General features: G+C 71.4%; 20 protein-coding genes. 13 read left to right on the top strand and 7 right to left on the bottom strand.

Translation table 11 applies throughout. The features are described 5' to 3' along the window. Window positions 1-24: 24 nt before the first annotated feature. On the bottom strand, window positions 25-1,065 hold the full coding sequence (locus tag ACZOOI_RS01905) for an alpha/beta hydrolase family protein (protein ID WP_465279083.1): 1,041 nt from the start codon (window positions 1,063-1,065) through the stop codon (window positions 25-27). Window positions 1,066-1,291: 226 nt separating this feature from the next. Between ACZOOI_RS01905 and ACZOOI_RS01910 the strand changes: the two genes are divergently transcribed. Both ACZOOI_RS01910 and ACZOOI_RS01915 read left to right on the top strand, forming a co-directional pair. Continuing rightward, complete coding sequence (locus ACZOOI_RS01910) at window positions 1,292-1,954, top strand: GNAT family N-acetyltransferase (protein WP_465279084.1); 663 nt, start codon at window positions 1,292-1,294, stop codon at window positions 1,952-1,954. A gap of 38 nt (window positions 1,955-1,992) precedes the next feature. Next, on the top strand, window positions 1,993-2,862 hold the full coding sequence (locus tag ACZOOI_RS01915; RefSeq protein WP_465279085.1) for a PaaX family transcriptional regulator C-terminal domain-containing protein: 870 nt from the start codon (window positions 1,993-1,995) through the stop codon (window positions 2,860-2,862). 218 nt (window positions 2,863-3,080) lie between these two features. Here the strand turns inward: ACZOOI_RS01915 and ACZOOI_RS01920 are convergent, their stop codons facing one another. Next, complete coding sequence (locus ACZOOI_RS01920; protein ID WP_465279086.1) at window positions 3,081-3,980, bottom strand: LysR family transcriptional regulator; 900 nt, start codon at window positions 3,978-3,980, stop codon at window positions 3,081-3,083. Between the two features lie 91 nt (window positions 3,981-4,071). On the opposite strand from ACZOOI_RS01920, the gene ACZOOI_RS01925 reads away from it, so the two are divergent. The 9 genes from ACZOOI_RS01925 to ACZOOI_RS01965 all read left to right on the top strand — a co-directional run bounded on the left by ACZOOI_RS01925 (window position 4,072) and on the right by ACZOOI_RS01965 (window position 14,442). Continuing rightward, window positions 4,072-5,103, top strand: coding sequence for an aldo/keto reductase (locus tag ACZOOI_RS01925; protein WP_465279087.1), 1,032 nt, complete (start codon window positions 4,072-4,074; stop codon window positions 5,101-5,103). Window positions 5,104-5,107: 4 nt separating this feature from the next. Then, window positions 5,108-5,833, top strand: a complete 726-nt coding sequence (locus ACZOOI_RS01930) for an SDR family NAD(P)-dependent oxidoreductase (RefSeq protein ID WP_465279088.1) — start codon at window positions 5,108-5,110, stop codon at window positions 5,831-5,833. A 301-nt stretch (window positions 5,834-6,134) separates the two neighbouring features. Then, window positions 6,135-7,508 carry an aminotransferase-like domain-containing protein gene (locus ACZOOI_RS01935; protein ID WP_465279089.1) on the top strand — a complete coding sequence of 458 codons (1,374 nt, stop codon included), beginning with the start codon at window positions 6,135-6,137 and terminating at the stop codon, window positions 7,506-7,508. 171 nt (window positions 7,509-7,679) lie between these two features. Further along, window positions 7,680-8,087, top strand: a complete 408-nt coding sequence (locus ACZOOI_RS01940; RefSeq protein ID WP_465279090.1) for a DUF3224 domain-containing protein — start codon at window positions 7,680-7,682, stop codon at window positions 8,085-8,087. Window positions 8,088-8,515: 428 nt separating this feature from the next. After that, window positions 8,516-9,040: a transposase gene (locus ACZOOI_RS01945; protein ID WP_465281332.1), complete on the top strand. Its 525-nt coding sequence runs from the start codon at window positions 8,516-8,518 to the stop codon at window positions 9,038-9,040. Next, window positions 9,031-9,951, top strand: coding sequence for a branched-chain amino acid transaminase (locus ACZOOI_RS01950; RefSeq protein ID WP_465279091.1), 921 nt, complete (start codon window positions 9,031-9,033; stop codon window positions 9,949-9,951). The genes ACZOOI_RS01945 and ACZOOI_RS01950 overlap by 10 nt, the downstream gene beginning before the upstream one ends. Window positions 9,952-10,077: 126 nt before the next feature. Next, window positions 10,078-10,362: a hypothetical protein gene (locus ACZOOI_RS01955; protein WP_465279092.1), complete on the top strand. Its 285-nt coding sequence runs from the start codon at window positions 10,078-10,080 to the stop codon at window positions 10,360-10,362. A 451-nt stretch (window positions 10,363-10,813) separates the two neighbouring features. Beyond that, window positions 10,814-12,547: an ABC transporter ATP-binding protein gene (locus ACZOOI_RS01960; RefSeq protein ID WP_465279093.1), complete on the top strand. Its 1,734-nt coding sequence runs from the start codon at window positions 10,814-10,816 to the stop codon at window positions 12,545-12,547. Next, complete coding sequence (locus ACZOOI_RS01965; protein ID WP_465279094.1) at window positions 12,544-14,442, top strand: ABC transporter ATP-binding protein; 1,899 nt, start codon at window positions 12,544-12,546, stop codon at window positions 14,440-14,442. The genes ACZOOI_RS01960 and ACZOOI_RS01965 overlap by 4 nt, the downstream gene beginning before the upstream one ends. Before the next feature lie 111 nt (window positions 14,443-14,553). Here ACZOOI_RS01965 and ACZOOI_RS01970 read toward each other — a convergent pair whose 3' ends face one another. Then, the gene (locus ACZOOI_RS01970) at window positions 14,554-15,819 is read right to left on the bottom strand and encodes an MFS transporter (protein WP_465279095.1); all 1,266 of its coding nucleotides are present in this window, start codon (window positions 15,817-15,819) and stop codon (window positions 14,554-14,556) included. A gap of 150 nt (window positions 15,820-15,969) precedes the next feature. Here ACZOOI_RS01970 and ACZOOI_RS01975 point away from each other — a divergent pair, with 150 nt between their 5' ends. Both ACZOOI_RS01975 and ACZOOI_RS01980 read left to right on the top strand, forming a co-directional pair. Further along, window positions 15,970-16,665 carry a FadR/GntR family transcriptional regulator gene (locus ACZOOI_RS01975; protein WP_391586082.1) on the top strand — a complete coding sequence of 232 codons (696 nt, stop codon included), beginning with the start codon at window positions 15,970-15,972 and terminating at the stop codon, window positions 16,663-16,665. Between the two features lie 64 nt (window positions 16,666-16,729). Next, window positions 16,730-17,977, top strand: a complete 1,248-nt coding sequence (locus ACZOOI_RS01980; protein WP_465279096.1) for a threonine synthase — start codon at window positions 16,730-16,732, stop codon at window positions 17,975-17,977. Between the two features lie 238 nt (window positions 17,978-18,215). Here the strand turns inward: ACZOOI_RS01980 and ACZOOI_RS01985 are convergent, their stop codons facing one another. From ACZOOI_RS01985 to ACZOOI_RS02000, 4 genes are all read right to left on the bottom strand, one after another. Beyond that, a complete protein-coding gene (locus tag ACZOOI_RS01985) occupies window positions 18,216-19,583 on the bottom strand; it encodes an adenosylmethionine--8-amino-7-oxononanoate transaminase (protein WP_465279097.1) in 1,368 nt (455 codons plus the stop codon). Further along, window positions 19,580-20,641, bottom strand: a complete 1,062-nt coding sequence (bioB, locus tag ACZOOI_RS01990) for a biotin synthase BioB (protein ID WP_465279098.1) — start codon at window positions 20,639-20,641, stop codon at window positions 19,580-19,582. The genes ACZOOI_RS01985 and bioB overlap by 4 nt, the downstream gene beginning before the upstream one ends. Window positions 20,642-20,852: 211 nt before the next feature. Continuing rightward, on the bottom strand, window positions 20,853-21,467 hold the full coding sequence (locus ACZOOI_RS01995; protein ID WP_465279099.1) for a DJ-1/PfpI family protein: 615 nt from the start codon (window positions 21,465-21,467) through the stop codon (window positions 20,853-20,855). A 105-nt stretch (window positions 21,468-21,572) separates the two neighbouring features. Beyond that, window positions 21,573-21,974: a pyridoxamine 5'-phosphate oxidase family protein gene (locus tag ACZOOI_RS02000; RefSeq protein ID WP_465281333.1), complete on the bottom strand. Its 402-nt coding sequence runs from the start codon at window positions 21,972-21,974 to the stop codon at window positions 21,573-21,575. Window positions 21,975-21,994 lie beyond the last annotated feature (20 nt).

A 21,994-nucleotide genomic window follows, 5' to 3' on the forward strand; every position in this document is an offset into this window, starting at 1 on the left:
ATCCGCCGGGCCCGGCCCGCTCGCTCAGCGACCGGCCAGGAAGCGGCGCTGGTCGCCGAGGTAGCCGGCGGCGAACAGGTCGCGCGGCGCGAAGATCGCCGTGAAGTACGTGTCGAGCTGTGAGTCCTCGATGTCCTTCCGCACCATGGAGTGCGCCGCACCCAGGTAGTGACGCACCGTCAACTCGGCCCGTCCGCCGAGCAGTCGGCGATACTCCGCCTCGGTCTCCGCGACGTCCACGTTCACGTCGTGCCCGGCCAGCATCAACAGCACCGGCACCCGCACCCGAGCCAGGTCCGCGCTCGCGTCCGCGGCGAAGTTCTTGCGCACGAACGCCCACCGGTCCGCCGGCATGTCCGCCGCGTCGCCCAGCGCCGCACGGTACTGCTCGTGCGTCGCGCCCTCCCGGATCAACTGCCGGGTCCGGTCGCTGCGCCGCACCTCGTCGTCGATCCGGGCCTGCGACGCGTGGTCCGCACGCAGCTCGGCCAGCAGGTTGTAGCGGCCCTGGCGCAGCCAGTTGATCGCCGGCGAGACCGCCATCACGAACCGCACGTCCGGTGTGCGCGCGGCCACCTTCGGCACGACCCAGCCCGCCTGACTGGCCCCCCACAGCCCCACCCGGGCGTGGTCCACGTCCGGCCGGGAGCGACTCCACGCGATCGCCGCCTCGGCCTCCCGGACCCGGTCGTCCATGCTCTGGTCGAGCCAGTTCCCGGGCGTGCCGTCCACTCCCGGCTTGTTCCAGGAGAGCGTCGCATAGCCGGCCCGGGCGTAGGCCTCCATCTGCGGCCGATAGAAACCGTCGTTGGTGGCGTTCTTCGCGCCGTCGCCGTGCACCAGGACCACCAGCCCGTACGGGCCGCGCCCCCGGGTGGGCTTGGCCAGCACGCCGTCCAGCCGCTGCGCGCCGTCCTGGAAGGCGATCCGTTCCTCGTCGAGGTCGTACGTGTTCGCGTGGTCCGCGTACACCGCCGCGCCCAGGCCGACCAGGAGCAGCAGGGCGACGATCGCGGCGCCGATGGTGAGCCCACGATGGCGTCGCATGGTGGATCCGAGCTTCATGCCTTCGTCTCCTTCGCACGGCATCACGCGGCTCGTGCCGCATCGCTCCGTTTCGGAAAAACTATCGCTATCGCAACGCCCGTATGTCAAACGAACGTTTCGAGTATGCTTGCTTCCGGCAAGCCCAGGCATGATCGCTTCAGCGCCGAGCGGAGCGCGTCGGCGCGTCCGAGCCGAAACGCCGAGCCCGTCCCGGCCCGACCCCTCACAACCCCCGGAGACAGCGATGGACCAGGCAAACGAGCCCAACGCGGGAACAGGTTCGGATCGCCCGGCCTCCGGCGCCCCGCACATCCGACGCGGCCTGCCGCCCGACGCGCGCCGCCGGGCGGCCGAGTTGTACTGGGAGGCATTCGGCCGCAAGCTGGGCGCCGCGCTGGGTCCGCCCGAGACCGGCATCGCCTTCATCGCCGAGCACCTGAACGCGGACCGCGCGATCGCCGCGACACAGGACGGCGTACTGGTGGGCGTGGCCGGCTACACCCACGCCGGACGCGGCTTCACCGGCGGCTCCGCGCGCGATGTGCTGCGCACGTACGGCCGCCTCGGCGGCCTGCACCGGATCGCCATCCTGGCCCTGCTCGAACGCCACCCGAAGCCGAACGAGTTGGTGATGGACGGGATCGCCGTCGACCCGGACCGACGCGGCCTGGGCATCGGCAGCCGGCTGCTCGACGAGGTCGCCGCGCTGGCCCCCGAACTCGGTTGCCGACACATCCGGCTCGACGTGATCGACGTCAACCCGCGCGCCCGCGCGCTCTACGAACGACACGGCTTCGTGGCGACCAAAACCGAGCACACGCCCTATCTGCGCGGACTGATGGGCTTCGCGGCCGTGACCACGATGATCCGCCCGGTCGGATCCGGCCCGACCGGCCCGCGCGGGTGAGCACCGTGCGTGCGTCGCCCCGCTCGTATGCTCGGGGCATGCCAGGAACACCAGGATCGGGCCCGGTCGAGATCCCGACCCGCACCCTCGTCTACGCCATGGTGCGGCCGGACGGCAGCGTCGACACCGGTGAGCTGTACACCGTCGCGAGCGCGCTCGGGATGACCGACCAGCAGGTGCGGCTGTGCATCAAGCGCCTGGTCGCGGAGGGCCGGTTCACCCACCGGGGGCGTGGCCGCAAGGCGGTGCTGAGCGCATCCGAGGACACGTTGCGCACCCTCGAACCCAACGTCGAGTTCGTCCGCTACGCGTTCCGCCAGGATCGCGGCCTGGAACCGTGGGACGGGGTTTGGCGGTTGGTCGCGTTCGCGATCCCGGAGTCCGCGCGCTCCGCGCGCGACGCGCTGCGCGACGCGATCCTGCGCCTGGGCGGCGCACCGTTGCAGGGTGGGCTGTACGTGTCCGCGAACGAATGGACCGAGCTGATCTCGGCCGAGGCGCACCACCTGGGCGTGGCGGACGCGATCACCCTGCTCACCAGCCGGGACCTGCGGATCGGCTCGCTGGACCGGCCGGCGGAGCTGGCCGCGCACCTGTGGCCCCTGACCGAGTCGGCCGAGCGCTACCACCGGCTGATCGAAGTCACCCGACCCCGACTGGCCCGACTGGAATCGGCGGAGGCCTTCGACGACATCGAACTGCTCACCATCGGGGTGGAGTTGACCGTCGAGTTCGGTCGCGCGATGGAGCCCGACCCGCTGCTGCCCCCGGAGTTGCTCCCCGACCCGTGGCCCGGCCGCCAGGCTCGCGAACTGGTGTCCCGAGCGTGGACGGCGGTAGCCGACCGGGACCACACCGGCGCAACCCGGCGGCTGTACAGCATGTACGAGGACGTGGATTCACACTGACCAGCGCGTGCCCGACCCCGGGCCGGCCGCACTTCACGCGCACCTGCCCGGTCGGTACCGACTCGCAAGGCCTCGACCCGAACGCGAGACCCGACACCGAACAGCCGAAGCCCGAAGCGTCCCGCCGCCCGTGGCCGGATATGGTTGCTCATTCCCGCACGGTATCCACCGCCCGGGACGAGGCCGTCACCAACCACCTCGCCGCCGCCCTCGTCCGGTCAGCGGGGCGATCCGGAAGAAGCGCCCTGGAGTGTCTCGACGAAGTCGCGGACCGTCCCGCGATGGTCGTCCGCCCGCCAGGCGAGTGCCAGTTCACTCGGGCTCAGCCCGCTCACCGGGATCGCCACCGTCCCGGGCCGCTGGTAGATCGCCGCGTTTCCGGCCGCGATCAGGACGATCCCGCTGCCCTCCTCCACGGCCGCGAAGGTCTCGTCGGCGTTCGACACCGTCGCCCCCACCCGCACCGGGTGCCCCTCCCGATGGTCGATCGCCAACCAGTGGTCGCGCAGCGGCCCCGCGGCAGGAGGCAGGGCCAGGAACGGCTCGTCCAGGAGTTCCGCGAAGGCGACCTCCGAGCGCCCCGCGAGCGGATGATCCTCGCGCACCACCACGCACCTCGGCTCGGTCGCCACCACCCGCGTCGCGAACGCCTCCTGGTTCGGCAGCGGCAACCACACCAACGCGACGTCCACCCGCCCGTCGGCCAGTCCGGCCGTCGCGTCGTCCCAGTCGATCTGCCGAATCTGCAGGCGCCCGTTGGGCCGCCGCACCGCGTACCCCTCTCGCGCCCGCTGCAACAACCCGCGACCCACACTCGTGGACAGCCCCACCCGCAACGACGCGGCCTCGGCCGCGACCGCGTCGCCCACCACCCGCTGCGCCTCGTCCCAGCAGCGGATCACCTCACGCGCCGCCGGCAACAGCGCGGCGCCGGCGGTGGTGAGCGTGACGGCTCGGCGATCCCGGTCGAACAGGCGGGTCCGAAGCCCCTCCTCCAACTGGCGCATCTGTTTGCTCAGCGCCGGCTGCGACACGAACAATCGCTCCGCGGCCCGGGTGAAGTTGAGCTCTTCGGCGATCGCCACGAAGTACCTGAGATCTCGCAGGTGCGTGTCCATAGCCTTTGGTTATCACGACCGGTCTTGGACCCGGCGCGGTCGCCCACCCGACGATGGCCGCATTCCCGAAAGTGAAGAAGAGGAAGCCCTTATGCGTTATCGCCTGTTCGGCAACACCGGCCTGCGCGTCTCCGAGCTGTTCCTGGGCGCGATGACCTTCGGCGGAGAGGGCACCGTCGGCGCGGGGCTCGACGAGTGCCGCCGGATGGTCGACGTGTACGCGGACGCCGGCGGCAACGTCGTGGATACCGCGATCAACTACCGCGACGGCGAGAGCGAGCGGATCGTCGGTGAAGTACTCGACGGCCACCGCGACCGGTTCGTGCTCGCCACCAAGTACACCGTCACCCGCGACCCCGCCGACCCGAACGCCGCCGGCAACCACCGCAAGAACCTGACCCTGTCGCTGGAGACCAGCCTGCGCCGACTGCGCACCGACTACATCGACGTCTACTGGGTGCACCTGTGGGACCGGCATACACCGATCGAGGAGACCATGCGCGCCCTCGACGACGCGGTCCGCGCCGGGAAGATCCTCTACATCGGCATCTCGGACACCCCGGCGTGGGTGGTCAGCCGAGCCAACACCCTCGCCGAGTGGCGCGGTTGGACGCCGTTCGCCGGGCTCCAGGTCCCGTACAACCTGCTCAACCGCGACATCGAGCGCGAACTGCTGCCGATGGCCGAGGACTTCGGCCTCTCGGTGGCCGCGTGGGGGCCACTGGCGAGCGGTGTGTTGTCCGGCAAGTTCACCCGTCCCGGCGGCGCCGAGGCCGGCACCCGGGTCGCGCCCGACTCGCTCGGCGAGCGCGACCACACCGCCGCCCGCGCGGTCCAGGACGTGGCCGACGAACTCGGCGCGACCCCGTCGCAGGTGGCGATCGCCTGGACCCGGGCGCACTCGCGGGCCGTGCATCCGATCATCGGGGCGCGCTCGGTCGGGCAACTGCGCGACAACCTCGGCGCGGTGGACGTCGTGCTGCCCGAGGACGCACTGCGCCGACTCGCGGCTGCGACCGACCACACGGCCGGATTCCCGACCGACTTCATCGCCGCAACCAGCCCGTGGGTGTTCGGCGACACGTTCGACCGCCTCGACGGGCGTCTCGACGGGCGGCGCTGACCCGATGGCTCACACGATCGACCCGGCCCGCCCAACCGCCCCGATCTCGCTGGTCACCGGCGCCAACCGCGGCATCGGGCACGAGGTGGCCCGCCGGTTGGGCCTGCTCGGGCATACGGTGCTGCTCGGTGCCCGCGCGGCCGAGTCCGCCGAATCCGCCGCACGCGAGCTGCGCGCCGCGGGACTGGACGCCCATCCGCTGCACCTGGACGTGACCGACCCGGCCGGCGTCCGGCGCGCCGCCACCGAGGTCGAGCAACGCTTCGGCGGCCTGGACACACTGGTCAACAACGCGGCGATCACCTACGACACGTGGCAGCGCGCGACCGACGCCGACCTGGCGGTCGTGGTCGAGGCGGGCGAGACCAACCTGTACGGGCCGTGGCGCACGGTGCAGGCGTTCCTGCCGCTGCTGCGCCGCTCGGCGCATCCGCGCATCGTCAACGTGAGCAGCGAGGCCGCGTCGCTGACCAACATGGGCGGCGGCACACCCGCGTACACGATCTCCAAGGTCGGTCTCAACGCACTCACCCGCATGCTCGCGGCCGAACTGCGCCCCGACCGAATCCTGGTCAACGCCGTCTGCCCCGGCTGGGTCGCCACCGACATGGGCGGCCCAGGCGGTCGCCCGGTGGAAGCCGGCGCCGCCGGCATCGTCTGGGCAGCCACCCTCCCCGACACCGGCCCCACCGGCGGCTTCTTCCGAGACACCCACCCCCTCCCCTGGTAACCCACCCAGCCCGCCCACCACCCGAAACCCACACGCCCCACCCGGGCCGCACCAAAATCAGCCCGTCCGGCGCTGAGGACACCTGAAAGCCGCCCGCCCTCCCGACCCCGGCACCCCAACCCGACCCGATCCACCCCGTCCGCGCCTGAGCACGCCCGAAACCCACCCTCCCCCAAGCCCCACCAAATACAGCCCGTCCGGCGCTTGAGGACACGCACCCCCGCCTCGACCCCCACACGGGACCGCCCCCGACCGTGAAACCATCGTCGTCCCACACGTGTGCGTCGAGGAGGGAGTGATCGTGGAGGTCGAGCAGTTCGCCGTGGTGGTCGGGGAGCGCATGGGGCGCCCCCGCCGCAACGAGCGTCGATCCCGCGGCGAGCGCCTGTTCGACGCACTGCGCGAACTGGTCGAGGGGGGCGATCTGCTCGCCGAGACCAGGCTGCCCTCCGAGCGCGCTCTCGCCGAGGCGCTCGGGTTCAGCCGGGGCACCGTCGCGTCGGCCTACCTCTCGCTGAACCGTGTCGGCCTGATCGAACGCCGCCACGGCAGCGGCTCCTACGTGCGCCCCGGCGGCCGGCCGACGTTCGCGCGCTGGCTGCGCGAGGGCGCCATCGTGGTGGACCTGGCCAAGGCGGCCGTCCCCGACGCGTCGCTGCTGCCGAACACCGCGCTGCGCGTGGAGGACCTGCTCGACGCGCGTCCGCAGGACGGGTACGCGCCGGCCGGCGACCCGCGTCTGCGCGCCCTGATCGCCGCACACGAACTGCCCGCCGGGTTCGCCGCCGACGACATCGTGGTGACCTCCGGTGCGCAGCAGGCGATCCACCTGGTCGCCGACGCGCTGCTCGGCCCCGGCGACCGGATCCTGGTCGAGCCGACCACCTATCCCGGGATGCTCGCGGCCGGATACCGCTTCGGCGCCGAGGCGATCCCGGTACCGGCCGATCGCCACGGGTTCGACCCGGATGCACTGCGCGCGGCGATCCGTCGGCATCGCCCCGCGTACGTGTTCTCGCTGCCGGTGCACAACCCCACCGGCGCGGTCGTGTCGGCCCGGCGCGCGAAGGCGATCGCCGAGGTCGCCGCCGAGGAGGGCGCGCTGCTCGTGGAGGACCGCAGCCTCGCCGATCTCGCCGACGGCCCGGTGGCCTCGGCGGCCGAGCACCTGCCCGAGGGCACGGTCTGCCTGGGCACGCTGTCCAAGACCACGTGGGGCGGCCTGCGATTGGGCTGGGTCGCCGCGCCGGCCGCCGTACGGACCCTGCTGATCGAGGCCAAACAGCGCACCGACCTGGCCTCCTCCACCCTGGACCAGCAGTTCGCCATCCACCTGCTGCGCGACCCGGACCGCGCGAAGCGGGTGCGCGAGTGGTCCGCCACGCTGGCCTGCCGGCGCGACCACTTCGCCGCCGAGCTCACCGAGCACCTGCCCGAGTGGGAATGGACCCTGCCGCGCGGCGGCCTGTCCCTGTGGGCCCGCCTGCCATGCGTCGACGGCGAGGAGTTCGTCGCAACCGCCCTGCGGCACGGCGTCGCGGTCTCCCCCGGCGCGGTCTTCGCCCCGCTCCCCGACACCGCCGCCGACCGCATCCGCCTCAGCTACGCCTGGCCCGAACCGGTCCTGTCCCAGGCCATCGAACTCCTCGTCAAGGCCTGGCACGAATCCCGCTAGAAGGGTGCTGAAAATCTTGGAGCCGCACCTGTCTTGCACCGGTTTTTGGCGATTGGCACTTACTGGAAATCTGTGATGATCCGGGCAGCCTGAGCAAGATTCTCAGCTGTCTCCTGGGAGCTGTTTGATCTGTTTGGCACGGATGTCTGCGGCGCGGAATACGATCCGGGGATGCGAGCTTCCGGAACGTTCACCGTCGCCGACTTCACGCCAACGTCGCTTCCCAGCCCGGCTATTGAGACCGCGATGCCCGTGGGGGTGTCCACGATGGAGAAGAAGTACGAAGGGGAGGTGGTCGGGCGTTCGGCCACCTTGTTCACTGCGGCGTTCGACCTGACCGCCGCCAGGGGGACCTATGTCGCCATGGAGTCCTTCGAGGGGACACTCCAGGAGCGGGCGGGCTCCTTCAACTTCACTCACGCCGCGACCACCCTGGGCGACGGTGGTCGGACGGATGAGTATTTCGTCATCGCTCCGGGCAGCGGAACGAGCGAACTGGTGGGAATCACCGGAACCGGTGGCATGAAGGTCGACGCGGACGGCACCCACCGGATCTGGTTCGACTACGAACTCGGCTAGGCCGTGTCCGGTGGATCTTGGTGGATGAGGTCGCGTCGTCCGGTGCCGTGGCTCGGTGTGCCGGAGAAGCAGCCGCAAGTGGTTTCCATTCGGCTGTTTCTCCGGTGCGGCGGGACGAGCGCGCGAAGAGCCCGAAGGGCGGATGCCGGGCGGCGCGGCCCCACCAAGATCCGCCGGACACGGCCTAGCCGCCGAGGCCGGCTTCGACCGGCGCGCACAACGGTGACGCGGCCGTCACCGCCGGCCTGCTGGACGGCGAACAGCCGGGCCTGACCGTGCTGGGTGACGCCGCCTACGGCACCGCCGCACTGCGCGACCTGCTCGCGCAGGCCGGTCACACCGCGGTGATCAAGCCACCGCCGGCCCGGGCGGCGGTCCCCGGCGGGTTCACCGTCGACGACTTCACCGTCGGCCCCGATGCGGGAACGGTGGTCTGTCCGGCCGGTCACACCGCTGTCCTGCACCCGCCGCGGGCCGACGGCACCCGCACCGCGGCGTTCGGGACGGTCTGCGCCGGCTGCCCGCTGCACGGCCGTTGCACCACCGCGAAGGCAGGACGGGCCGTTACCGTCGGCGCCCGGTTCGCCCTGCTCAAAGCCGCCCGGGACCAAGCCGCGACCGACCAGGCGTGGAAGGACGAGTACCGCAGGTGGCCCGTGACCCACCCCGCGACCCATTCCCACCCCAACTCCCCAGCCCCGCAAGCCGCCCCGGCCCCGCTCGCGCCCCCACCCCACCCCCGCGCCAAGCGGCGCACCGCCATGTCCGCATGCCGGATCGGCACTAGTGGCCCAATACCGATAGGGCTAATGTGCCACTCACCAAGTGGCTCATCGAGTCGTTCATCAGTGATCCACTTGCCCGGCAGACCCGACCGGCGCCGCCGCAAGGCGCGAGCGCCGGACGCGACCACGCACGCGAGCACACGAGGGCGGGAGCAGCGATGGCACTGACCGAAGCGGACTGGATCTGGATGGGCGGCACGCTCGTGCCGTGGGCGGACGCGAAGGTGCACGTCCTCACCCACGGGCTGCACTACGGCACCGGCGTCCTGGAGGGCACCCGGGTGCACCTCACCCCGCGCGGCCCCGCGGTGTTCCGGCTCGACGAACACCTGCGCCGGTTCCGCGACAGCGCACGCATCGTGGGCTTCGAGGTGCCCTACGAGTTGCCCGCGCTGCGCGCCGCGACGGTGGAACTGGTCGCCGCCAACGGGCACTCCGAGTGCTACCTGCGCCACCTCGCGCACATCGGCTACGGCGAGATGGGCCCGGCCTTCCGGCCCGAGATGGCCGTCGAGGTGAGCATCGCGGGCTGGGAGTGGAACGCCTACCTCGGCGACGAGTCGGCCGAGCGCGGCATCCGCCTGGCGACGAGCTCGTGGCGGCGCAACGACCCGAACGCGCTGCCGCCCGCGGCCAAGGCCACCGCCGGCTACCTCAATTCGGCGCTGGCCAAGACCGCGGCGCTGCAGGCCGGTTACGACGAGGCGCTGCTGCTCAACGCGGACGGCTACGTCAGCGAGTGCAGTGCGGCCAACGTCTTCGCGGTGCGCGACGGCATCCTGTACACACCGCCCGCGAGCGCCGGCGCACTGCGCGGGATCACCCAGGACACCGTGCTCACGCTGGCCGCCGATCTGGGTCTGCCGGTGCGCGTCGAGAACCTGCTCCGCTCGGACCTGTACACCGCGGACGAGGTCCTGGTCAGCGGCACCGCGGCGGGCGTGGTGCCGGTGGCCTCGCTGGACGACCGCGAGGTGGGCACCGGTCCGGTCACCCGCAAGCTCCAGGCCGCCTACACCGCGGCGGTCACCGGTACGGACGAGCGGTACGCGCACTGGCTCACCCACGTGCACGGGTGACAACGGGCCGAACGGGTCGTAACGGGTGCGCAATATGCCCCTAATGGGGGAACTTACCCATATTGATGTGGTTTTCCGGATATCTGTATCGACGTCCTGCACAACCCCACTTCATGGGAGATGAAAATGCGCATCCGCACCTCGCTGATCGCCGTTGCCGGCGCCGCCCTCTTCGCCATCGTCGGTGCCGGTACCGCCAGCGCCGGTGGTCACGGTCACGACGACGGTCTGCTGGTCGGTCACCGCACCGGCGCCGGCGTCAAGTTCTCGGACTGCGACGACGACGATGACAAGGGCCACCACGGCGACAAGAGCCACCACGGCAACAAGCGTCACCACGGCGACAAGGGCCGCCACGGCGACAACTTCGCGGTGTGGCACGTCAGCGAGTCGATCGTCGTGATCCACTGACGTTCGCGATCCGCACCACGGCGGCCCGCCCACCCCTCGGGGTGGGCGGGCCGTCGCGCTGTGTACGGTTCCGAACGGGCCGCCGACGGCCCGAGGGCATCGGCATGTCCCGACCGTCGACCTTGACCTCAAGTCGACTTGAAGTTCTACGGTTTCGACATGCCGCCCGAAAGAACGTCGCGGGTCGCGTTCGGCACCTTGGACCGCACTCGGGGAGAACCGTCATGCACATCCCTTCGACCACGGCCGGGCCGGCCCGGCACCGGTGGGGCAGTGGGCGCAATCCGATCGACCGTCCCATCGCGGGGCACTACCGTCGAGGGCAGGACCCGCCTTTGCGCCGCGCCCTCGGCCCGCCCCCCGAGCCGGCGCCCCGCACGAGGCCGCTCCCGTGTCCGTGTACGGCTTGTGCCCCAGGTCGGCTGTACTCCCCCGACCCGAAGAGGACCTCGTGCTGATCCGACTGCTCCGCGCACATCTGCGCCCCTACGCCAAACCGATCGGCCTGGTGGTGCTGCTGCAACTGGTGCAGACCCTGGCCACCCTGTACCTGCCGACCCTGAACGCCGACCTGATCAACAACGGTGTGGTCAAGGGTGACACCGGCTACATCCTGCGGGTCGGCGCCGCGATGATCGGGGTCACCCTGGTCCAGATCGTGTGCGCCGCGATCGCGGTGTACTTCGGCGCCCGGATCGCGATGGGCGTGGGCCGCGACATCCGTGCCGCCGTGTTCGACCGGGTGCAGACCTTCTCCGCGCGTGAGGTCGGCGAGTTCGGCGCCCCGTCGTTGATCACCCGCACCACCAACGACGTGCAGCAGATCCAAATGCTGGCCCTGCTCGCGCTCACACTGATGGTGTCCGCGCCGATCATGTGCTTCGGCGGCATCCTGATGGCGGTCAACCAGGACGTCCCGATGTCCCTGTTGTTCCTGATCATCGTGCCCGTGCTGGTCCTGGCCGTCGGCTGGATCGTGCGCGCGATGCCGCCGCTGTTCCGCGTGCTCCAGGGCCGGATCGACAACGTGAACCGGATCATGCGCGAACAGATCACCGGCATCCGGGTGATCCGCGCGTTCGGCCGGGACACCCACGAACAGAACCGGTACGCGGACGCCAACGCGGAGATCCGCGACGTGTCGCTCTCGCTCGGCCGCCTGCTGGCCTACATGTACCCGTCGGTCCTGCTCGTGTGGGAGACCTCGGCGATCGTGATCGTGTGGATCGGCGGCCACCGGATCGGCTCCGACGCGATGGACATCGGCGCGCTGGTCGCCTTCCTCAGCTACCTGATGCAGATCCTGGCGTCGGTGATGATGGCCACCTTCATGACCATGATGATCCCGCGCGCGGCGGTCTGCGCCGACCGGATCACCGAGGTGCTGGACACCGAAACCAGCCTGACCGTGTCCAAGGCACCGGTCACCGCGCTGCACGCGCACGGCCGGCTCGAACTGCGCGACGTGAGCTTTTGCTACCCCGGCGCCGAGGAGCCGGTGCTGCGCGGCATCGACCTGATCGCCCGACCCGGCGAGACCACCGCGGTGATCGGCAGCACCGGGGCGGGCAAGACCACGTTGCTGAGCCTGATCCCGCGGCTGCTGGACGTCACCGCCGGCGCGGTCCTGGTCGGCAGCGTGGACACCCGCGAACTCGACCCCGCGCTGTTGTCGCGCACGGTGGGCCTGGTCCCGCAGAAGCCGTACCTGTTCTCCGGCACCGTCGCCTCCAACCTGCGCTACGGCAATCCGGACGCCACCGATGAGGACCTGTGGCGGGCCCTGGAGACGGCCCAGGCCCGCTCGTTCGTCGAGGCCCTGCCGGAACGGCTGGACGCACCGATCGCCCAGGGCGGCGGCAACGTCTCCGGCGGCCAGCGGCAACGCCTGGCGATCGCCCGGCTGTTGGTGGTCAAGCCGGAGATCTACCTGTTCGACGACTCGTTCTCCGCGCTCGACTACTCCACCGACGCGGCCCTGCGCGCGGCCCTGCGCGCCGAGACCGCGGAGGCCACCGTGGTGATCGTCGCGCAGCGCGTGGCCACCATCCGGCACGCGGATCGCATCGTGGTGCTGGACGAGGGCCGTGTGGTCGGCACCGGCACGCACGGCGAGTTGATGGCCGGCAACGACACCTACCGCGAGATCGTGCTGTCCCAGCTCACCGAGGAGGAGGCGGCGTGACCACCACCGACGAGACCACCGAGTCCGACGACCGGGTCGAGGCCGCCGTCCCCGAACGCCGGCCCGGCCCGCAGGTCGGCGGCGGACCCGCGGCGCGCATGATGGGCGGCGCGCCGACCGAGAAGTCGATGCACTTCAAGGCCTCCGGACGCCGCCTGCTGGGCATGATGGCCCCCGAGCGGGCCCGGCTGTACGCGCTGCTCGCATGCGGGATAGCGGGGGTCGGCCTCGCCGTGCTCACCCCCAAACTGCTCGGCAAGGCCACCGACGCGATCTTCACCGGTGTCGCCGGCGGCAAGGGCATCGACTACGACCACGTGCGGACCATCCTGCTGACCACGTTCGCCGTGGTGGTCGGCTCGGTGCTGTTCTCCTTCGCCCAGGGCCGGCTGACCGCGACCATCGTCCAGCGCACCACCTATCGGCTGCGCGAGGACGCCGAGACCAAGTTGTCCCGGCTGCCGCTGAACTACTTCGACAAGCAGCCGCGCGGCGAGGTGCTCTCGCGCACCACGAACGACATCGACAACATCGCGCAGACGCTCCAGCAGGCGATGGGCCAGATCGTGCGCTCGGTGCTGACCATCGTCGGCGTGCTGGTGATGATGTTCTGGATCTCGCCGCTGCTCGCGCTCGTCGCCCTGGTCAGCGTGCCGACCTCGATCCTGGTCACCATGACGATCGGCAAGCGTGCCCAGCCGCAGTTCATCAAGCAGTGGTCGAGCACCGGCAAGCTCAACGCGCACATCGAGGAGATGTACACCGGACACGCGCTGGTCAAGGTGTTCGGTCGGCAGAAGGAATCCGCCGAGGTCTTCGACAAGCACAACGAGGCGCTGTACGCGGCCGGCTTCAAGGCCCAGTTCATCTCCGGCCTGATCCAGCCCGCGATGGCCTTCGTCGGCAACCTCAACTACGTACTCGTCGCGGTGATCGGCGGACTGCGGGTGTCCTCGGGCGCGATGACGCTGGGCGACATCCAGGCGTTCGTCCAGTACTCGTACGAGTTCAACGGACCCGTCACCCAGGTCGCCGCGATGTCCAACCTGCTCCAGTCCGGTGTCGCCTCGGCCGAGCGGGTGTTCGCCCTGCTCGACGCCAAGGAGCAGTCCCCCGACCCGGACCCGCCCGCCCGGATCGAGAAGGTGACCGGGCATGTCGCCTTCGAGAAGGTCTCCTTCCGGTACGACCCGGCCAAGCCGCTGATCGAGGACCTGGACCTGGAGGTGCACCCGGGCCAGACGGTCGCCATCGTCGGACCCACCGGCGCGGGCAAGACCACCCTGGTCAACCTGCTGATGCGGTTCTACGAGGTGACCGGCGGCCGGATCACCGTGGACGGCGTGGACATCGCCGGGATGGCCCGCGAGGACCTGCGCGCACCGATCGGCATGGTGCTCCAGGACACGTGGTTGATCGGCGGCACGATCGCGGAGAACATCGCGTACGGCGTCGGCGAGGTCTCCCGCGAGCGGGTGGTCGCCGCGGCCAGGGCCACCCACGCGGACCGCTTCGTCCGCACGTTGCCGGACGGGTACGACACCGTGCTCGACGACGAGGCGGGCAACCTCAGCGCGGGCGAGAAGCAACTGCTGACCATCGCCCGGGCGTTCCTGACCGAGCCGCAGATCCTGGTGCTGGACGAGGCGACCAGTTCGGTGGACACCCGCACCGAGGTGCTGATCCAAAAGGCGATGAACTCGCTGCGCCGGGGCCGGACCAGCTTCGTGATCGCCCACCGGTTGTCCACGATCCGGGACGCGGACGTGATCCTGGTGATGGAGTCCGGCTCGATCGTCGAACAGGGCACGCACGACGCACTGTTGGCGGCCGAGGGCGCCTATGCGCGGTTGTACGCCTCGCAGTTCGCCCAGCCCGCGGCGGAGATCGAGTAGTGCGACCGGGTGTGCCCCGGGGCCGCCCGCCTCGGGGCACACCCGCGTACGGTCACGCGCGCGCGGCGGGGGCACGACGGCCGCGCGCACTCGGCCTGGGGTCGCGTCCGGTCACGCGCGCGCGGCGGGCGCCTGCTTCGGCTCGGGTGGGCCGCCCGCGCCCCGGTTGCCGGACAGGACCAGGCCGACCAGGAGTTGGCCGACGGCGGTGACCACGAGGGCGGCCATCGGCAGCGTCCAGCCGCCGGTGGCGCCGTGCATCAGGCCGAGCGCGAACGGGCCGGTCGCGGCGACCGCGTAGCCCAGCGACTGGGCCAGCGTGGACAGCGCGGTCGTCTCGGCGGCGCCGGTGCCGCTGCTCCCGATCACGGACAACACCAGCGGGAACGAGCAGAAGCCCAGGCCCACCGCGGCCGCCCACAGCACCGGCAACGCGACCGGCGCGAACAACAGGCCGGCGAAGCCGATCAGCATGCTCGCGGAGACCACCACGAACGCGGGCCGCAGCCGCCCGGTGGCCCGCACGAAGGCGAGCAGCGCGAACGTGGCCGGAATACCCGCTCCCTGGGTGACGGCCAGCATCGCGCCCGCCCCGCCGCGGCTCATCCCCTGGTCGGAGAGCAGCGTCGGCAGCCAGCCCACCAGTGCGTAACAGTTCAGCGCCTGGAGGGCGAAGTAGGCCGTGACCAGCCTGCCCAGCCGGGTGCGCGCCATCGTCCACGGCGAAACGTATGCGGTCGGGCCGCCGCCGGTGGTGGTGAGCGCGTGCGGCGCCCGGACCAGGGACCACACCAGCAGCGCGGCCACGGCCGGCAGCGCCCACACGGCCAGGCCCAGCGACGGCGAGTCGAGCCCGTTCGCGACCGGCACGGCCACCGCGGCGGCCAGCGTCGCCCCCAGCGCCATCACGGTGGTGTAGACGCCGGTGAGCACCGACACACGATGCGGGAAGTGCGCACGCAGCAGCGCGGGCAGCAGCACGTTGCCCACGGCCAGGCCGGACATGCCCAGGACGGTGCCGGTCAGCAGCGCCCACGTGGCCGGCACGACCCGGAGGCCCAGACCCCCGGCGAGCGCGAACAGCGCCACCAGGACGGCCCGTTCGGTGCCGAATCGGCGGGCCAGGGGCGCGGCGGTCGAGCCGGCGGCGGCAAAGCACAACGTCGGCAGGGTCGGCAGCAGCGACGCGGCCACCGGGCCGAAGCCGAGCGTGTCGCGCAGCGCCTCCAGGAGCGCGGCGGCGCTGCTGATGCCCAGACGCAGGTTGAACGCGATCAGCACGATGCCCACGCCGGCCAGCCATGCGGCCCGGGTGCGACCGGCCGAATCACCGGCCGACGCCGGGAGCGTGCCGGTGTCGGGGGCTGCGGAAGTCATGACCCAAAGGTAAGACGTCTGATGAATTCTGTCCAGGCACAGGCTCGTGACTGCGAGTGACGTCGAATCATCAGATGTATCCTGGGATCCTCTTCAAGCCTCTTCAATCCTCTTCTCCCGTTCGATGTCCCAGGTCAGGAGCCCGCGCGCATGAGCAGCCTCGAATCGGTGCGCCGGCCGGCGCTGTCCGCCGAGGTGATCGCCCGGCTGCGCGAGCGAATCACCTCCGGCGACTGGCCGGTGGGCAGCCGCATCCCGCCCGAGCCGGAGCTGATGGCGCAGCTCCGGGTGGCCCGCGGCACCGTCCGCGAGGCAGTCCGCGCGCTCGCCCACGCCGGTCTCCTGGACGTACGACAGGGCGACGGCACCTACGTCCGCGCGGTCAGCGAACTCTCCGGCGCCGTCGAACGGTTGTACGGCGGCAGTGACATCGGCCTGGTTCTGGAGGTCCGCCAGGCGCTCGACCTCCAGGCCGCCCGACTCGCCGCGCTGCGCGCCGAGGAGGCCGACCTGGCCGGCCTCGACGACGCGCTGCGTCGGCGCCGGGTCGCGTGGGACGAGCGCGACTTCGACGCGTGGATCGCCGCCGACTGGGAGTTCCATCTGGGCATCGCCGACGCGGCGCACAATCCGCTGCTGGCCGAGCTGTACCGCAACCTGTCCGGACCGGTGCGCGAGTCGGTGGCGGGCTCCTGGACCGATCCCGACTACCAGGGTGCCAACCCGGCCGGCCACGAGGACCTGCTGCGCGCGCTGCGCGAGCGCGACCCGGCCGAGGCCGCCCGCCAGGCGGACGCCAACCTGACCGACACCCACGACTGGCACGCGGCGCGCGCACCGCGGTGACCGCGGCGCGGCCGGAGGAGTGGGGGCGTGCGCACGACGATCCGGACGCCTAGGCTCGGCGGACATGATCTCGGATGACACGGCGAACCCGCCCGGCCGGGGAGCCTCGCTGGCCACGACGCAGCGCTCGATGGGCGATCCCGCGATCACGTACCCGCTGTGGCCACCGCTGGTGTCCGGCTGCCCGCGGACCGGCACCGACGAGATCGCCTACCCGGTCGAGGTGGACTACGCGTACGACCGGGTCGAGCCGGGGTTGTTCGCGCCGACCGGGCCGCCGACCGGGCCGCGGGCCGGACTGGAGCGCTGGGCCCCGCTGTTGCCGCCGCTGTCGGCGCCCGGACTGGGCGAGGGCGACACACCGTTGATCGATCTCGGCGACGGGGTGTACGTCAAGGACGAGTCGCGCAACCCGACCTGGAGCCACAAGGACCGGATCAACCGCTGCACCGTCTCCGCCGCCGTCGGCGTCGGTGCGCCGGGCGTCGTGGTGTCCTCCTCCGGCAACCACGGCGCGTCGGCCGCGGCCTTCGCGGCCCGCGCCGGGCTGCCCGCCGTGGTGTTGGCCTCGACGGGTGCGCCGCCGGCCGTCGAGTCGTTCCTGCGCGCGTACGGCGCGACGGTGCTCTCGGTACCGGCCGAGACACGTTGGGGCCTGATGCGCGAGATCGTCGACCGCCTGGGCTTCCACCCGCTGAGCAACCTCACCAGCACGCACACCGGTCATGCCTTCGGCCCCGAGGGCTACAAGACCATCGCCTACGAGATCCACGCCGAACTCGGCGTGCCTGCGGCGGTGTTCGTCCCGACCGGCTACGGCGAGCTGTTGTTCGGCGTCTGGAAGGGTTTCGCCGAACTGCGCCGGCTCGGCCTGACCGACCGCACGCCGCGGATGTTCGCATGCGAGCCGGCGGCGGGCGGGCCGCTGGCGAAGGCGATGCGCGACGGCGTGCCGGCCGCGCACGTCCGGGTCGACCCCACCGCCGCCTACGCGATCGACTGCTCGGTGAGCGGCTACCGGGGCGTGCACGCGCTGCGCGCCTCCGAGGGCCGGGCGCTGCTCGTGACCGATGCCCAATTGGCGGCGGCTCGCGCCGAGTTGGCCGGACAGGGCCTGTGGGCGGAGACATCCGCCGTGGCGGGCCTCGCGGGCCTGCGTGCGCACGGCCCCCTCGACGACGGGCCGGTGGTCTGCGTCGCCACCTCCAGCGGCTTCAAGGACCTGGACACCGGCACCCGCCCCCCGGACCCGGTCGCCCCGACCTGGCCGGCCATCGAACACCGCCTGCGGGCGGCGGGGATGGTTTCGTAGCACCGGGATCGTCTCCGGCGCACCGACCCTCGTCCGCGATGCGCCTGCCCCTGTCCTCCCGACGGGTCGAACGTCGCCCGGGTTCCCGGCGACCTGCGCCGACGGCACCCCCTCGCCCCCGCAACCCGCTACCGCCACGGCTGTGGGGCGGCACCGGCTGCGCGGGCAGGAGCGTTTTTCGGGCGTGCGGGGCGACCGGACCAAGGTGACGGTGCCCCGCACGCACGGGGGATCCGGGTCAGGCCGCCGCAGCGACGGCGGTCGCCGCGGCGGTGATCCGGCGGATGTCGTCGTCCGTCGTGACGTACGGCGGCATCGTGTAGACGAGGTCACGGAACGGGCGGAGCCAGACGCCGTGTTCGACCGCCACCCGGGTGGCCGTCGCCATGTCGACCTCGTGGTCGAGTTGCACGACGCCGATGGCGCCCAGGACCCGGACGTCCGCGACTCCCGAGAGCGCGCGGGCGGAAGCCAGTCCCTCGACGAGGCCGGCTTCGATCCGGGCGATGTTCGTGCGCCAGTCCTGTTCAAGGAGCAGGCCCAGTGCGGCGTTCGCGGCAGCGGCGGCCAGCGGGTTGCCCATGAAGGTCGGACCGTGTGCCAGTACGGGCGACTCGCCGGCGGCGATGCCGGCCGCCACCTCCGCCGTACACAGGGTCGCGGCCATGCTCAGGTAGCCACCGGTCAACGCCTTGCCGACGCACATCACGTCGGGGCTGACACCGGCGTGGTCGGCGGCGAACAGCTCGCCGGTACGGCCGAAGCCGGTCGCGATCTCGTCGAAGATCAGCAGCACGTCGTGGGCGGTGCACAGGTCGCGCAGCGCACGCAGGTACTGCGGGGAGTGGAAGCGCATGCCGCCCGCGTTCTGCACGATCGGCTCGACGATCACCGCGGCCGTCTCGTCCCGATGCCGGGTGAGGAGCGCATCCAGGTGCTCGACGTACGCCGGGTCGAACTCGCGCGGCGGCGCGTCGGCGAACACCTGCTCGGCCAGCCTCCCCTGCCACAGCCGGTGCATCCCGCCCTCCGGGTCGCACACCGACATCGGATGCCACGTATCGCCGTGGTAGCCGCCGCGCCACGTGAACATCCGGCGCTTGTCGCCGCGTCCGCGAGCCCGCCAGTACTGGAGGCACATCTTCATCGCGACCTCGACCGAGATCGACCCGGAGTCGGCCAGGAAGACGTGTTGCAGCGGTTCCGGCGTGATCTCGACCAGGGTGTGGGCGAGCCGGATCGCGGGTTCGTGCGTGAGCCCGCCGAACATGACGTGGCTCATCCGGCCCATCTGTTCGCGGATCGCCGCATCGATCACCGGATGGCCGTAGCCGTGCACCGCCGCCCACCAGGACGACATGCCGTCCACCAACTCCCGCACATCACCGACCGGTTCGGCCAGCCGCAGGCGTACTCCCGCGGCCGACTCGATGAGCAGCGGTCGCGTCGTACCGGGCATCGGTGCGTACGGATGCCACACGTGTTCGCGGTCCAGCTCGAGCAGCCGGCTCGAGGACGATTCCGCACGTCCGGCCCGGGGCGACGCTCCCTCGTTCCCGTCGCATCCGGGCGGCGGGCCGACTCCGGCCCGACTTTCGGCCCTCATGCGTTGGGCGGGAGGTCGCTGCCCGCACCCCGGCGGCGGATCGCCACCAGGTCGTGTCGGGCGTCCGGCAGGGTCTGTTCGTCGGCCCCCTCGATCACGAAGCCGGCGTCGGCGATCATCTCCCGGTCGTCCGCGCCGGGTTGGCCCTCGCTGGTGAGGTAGTCGCCCAGGAACATCGAATTGGCCAGGTGCAACGCGAGTGGCTGCATGCTGCGCAGGTGGATCTCGCGCCCACCGGCCAGCCGGACTTCGACGTCCGGGAAGAAGAGCCGGAACAATGCCAGGATCCGCAGGCAACGCTCGGGGGTCAGCTCCCAGTTCTTCGCCAGCGGCGTGCCCTCGAACGGGATGAGGAAGTTGACCGGTACCGAATCCGGATCCAACTCCCGCAGGGCGAACGCCAGATCGACGATGTCCGAGTCCGACTCGCCCATCCCGAAGATGGCCCCGGAGCACGGCGACAGGCCCGCGGCACCGGCCCGACGCAGGGTGTCCGTGCGATCGGTGAAGGTGTGTGTGGAGCAGATGTCGGAGTAACGCGCCTCGCTGGTATTGAGGTTGTGGCTGTACGCATGCGCACCGGCCGCCGCGAGGCGTTCGGCCTGGCCGTCGGCGAGCAGACCCAGGCAGACGCAGATCTCCACGTCCGGGCTGCCCTCCTTCACCGCGGCGATGGTGTCCTCGATCCGGGTGATGTCCCGATTGCCGGGCCCGCGCCCGCTCGCGACCAGGCACACCCGCTTCGCCCCGGCCCGGACCGCCTGATCGGCCGTGTTCGCGGCCTCCTCCGGGGTGATCCACGAGTACTTGAGGATGTCCGCCGCCGAGCCGAGTCGCTGCGAACAGTACGAGCAGTCCTCCGGGCACAGCCCGCTCTTCATATTGATGATGGTGTTCAGCTTCACCCGTCGGCCGAAGAAGTGCCGCCGCACGCGGCCTGCGGCGGCCACCAGGTCGAGCAGTTCCTCCGCGCCTCCGAGAACCGCCATCGCCTCGTCCCGGGACGGCACTTCCCGTCGGATCGCCTTCGCTGCCAAAGCTTCCAGATCCAAGTCCATACCCGGCAGCCTCGCCGAACCCGAACCCCGCCCCACAGCCACTCACCACACAAAGATCACCCCCGCCTCTTTGTTCCGAATCCCACGAACCCCAAGCGCCCATTCCTGCTATACGGGCGCACATCACGCACGAAACGACGCGGCCGCCAAGGTGCGGGGATGGCCGCCGGTGGCTCGGCGTCTGCGCGGCGTGGCGGGGGCGGTGGGGGTTTCAGGGGGTCAGGGTGTGTTCGGCGGCTCGGAGGACGGTGAAGACGTGGTCGACCGTGGCCTCCTTCTCACCGACCGGGGCCACGTAGTCGATCGCGGCGCGGGCCCTGGCTTCGCCGAGGGTGCGGGTGATGGTCCAGGCGGCCAGGTACTGGGAGGCCAGGCAGCCGCCGGCCGTGGCGATGTTGCCGGCCGCGTGGAACGGCGCGTCCAGGACCTCGACTCCGGCCGCCTCGACCCAGGGGCGGGAGGTCGCGTCGGTGCAGGCGGGCAGGCCGGCCAGGAGGCCGAGCCGGGCCAGGACCAGCGCTCCCGAGCACTGCGAGCCGATCAGTTGGCGGGCGGGGTCCAGCGGCAGGGCCGCCAGGAGGGTGTCGTCGGCGACGACGTCGCGGGTCCTGATGCCGCTGCCGATCAGCACGACATCGGCTTCGGGGAGGAAGTCGAAGTCGCGTTGGCCGGTGATCTCGACACCGTTCATCGAGGTAACGGTCGGCGCGGGCGTGGTGATGTACGCCGTGAGGCCGTCCGCGCGGCAGCGGTTGACGATGGCCGCCGCCACGAAGCTGTCCAACTCGTTGAAGCCGTCGAAGGTGACCACGGCAACCTGGGTCATGGGTTCGTCCCCGTTCGGATCGGTGCTCCGGCACTTTCCCGGCAGGCTATGCCCCGACGGCCGAACCGCGTCGGGCGTGGCCACCGAACGGGCACACGCGGCCCCCTACACCGTCCCCATGCGCTTGGTCACCGCGATCTCGATCACCACCCGTTCCGGGTTGACCCGCGGCTCGCGGTAGCGCTCGGTGTAGCGCCGGACCGCCTCGGCGACGGCCTCGGGGTCGCGGTTGATCGTCGCGATGCCCTCCAGCGTGGACCAGCGCCTCCCGGCGACCTGGGAGATCGCGACGCGTGCGCCCGTCCCCGCCGCGAGCACGTTGCGGACCTTCTTGCCGGCCCCGTGCGAGATGACCCGGGCGATCCCGGCCACGTCGTCGTACGTGGCGCCGACGGGCACCAGGTGCGGCGTGCCGTCGGGACGGTGGGTGACCAGCAGACACAGGTGTCGTTCCTGCCAGAAGGCCAGGAAATCCGGGGTGGTGCTCGGCGGAACGTGCTGCGTCATCGAGATCAGGTCTTTCACGA

Source organism: Embleya sp. L77 (genome assembly GCF_055557415.1).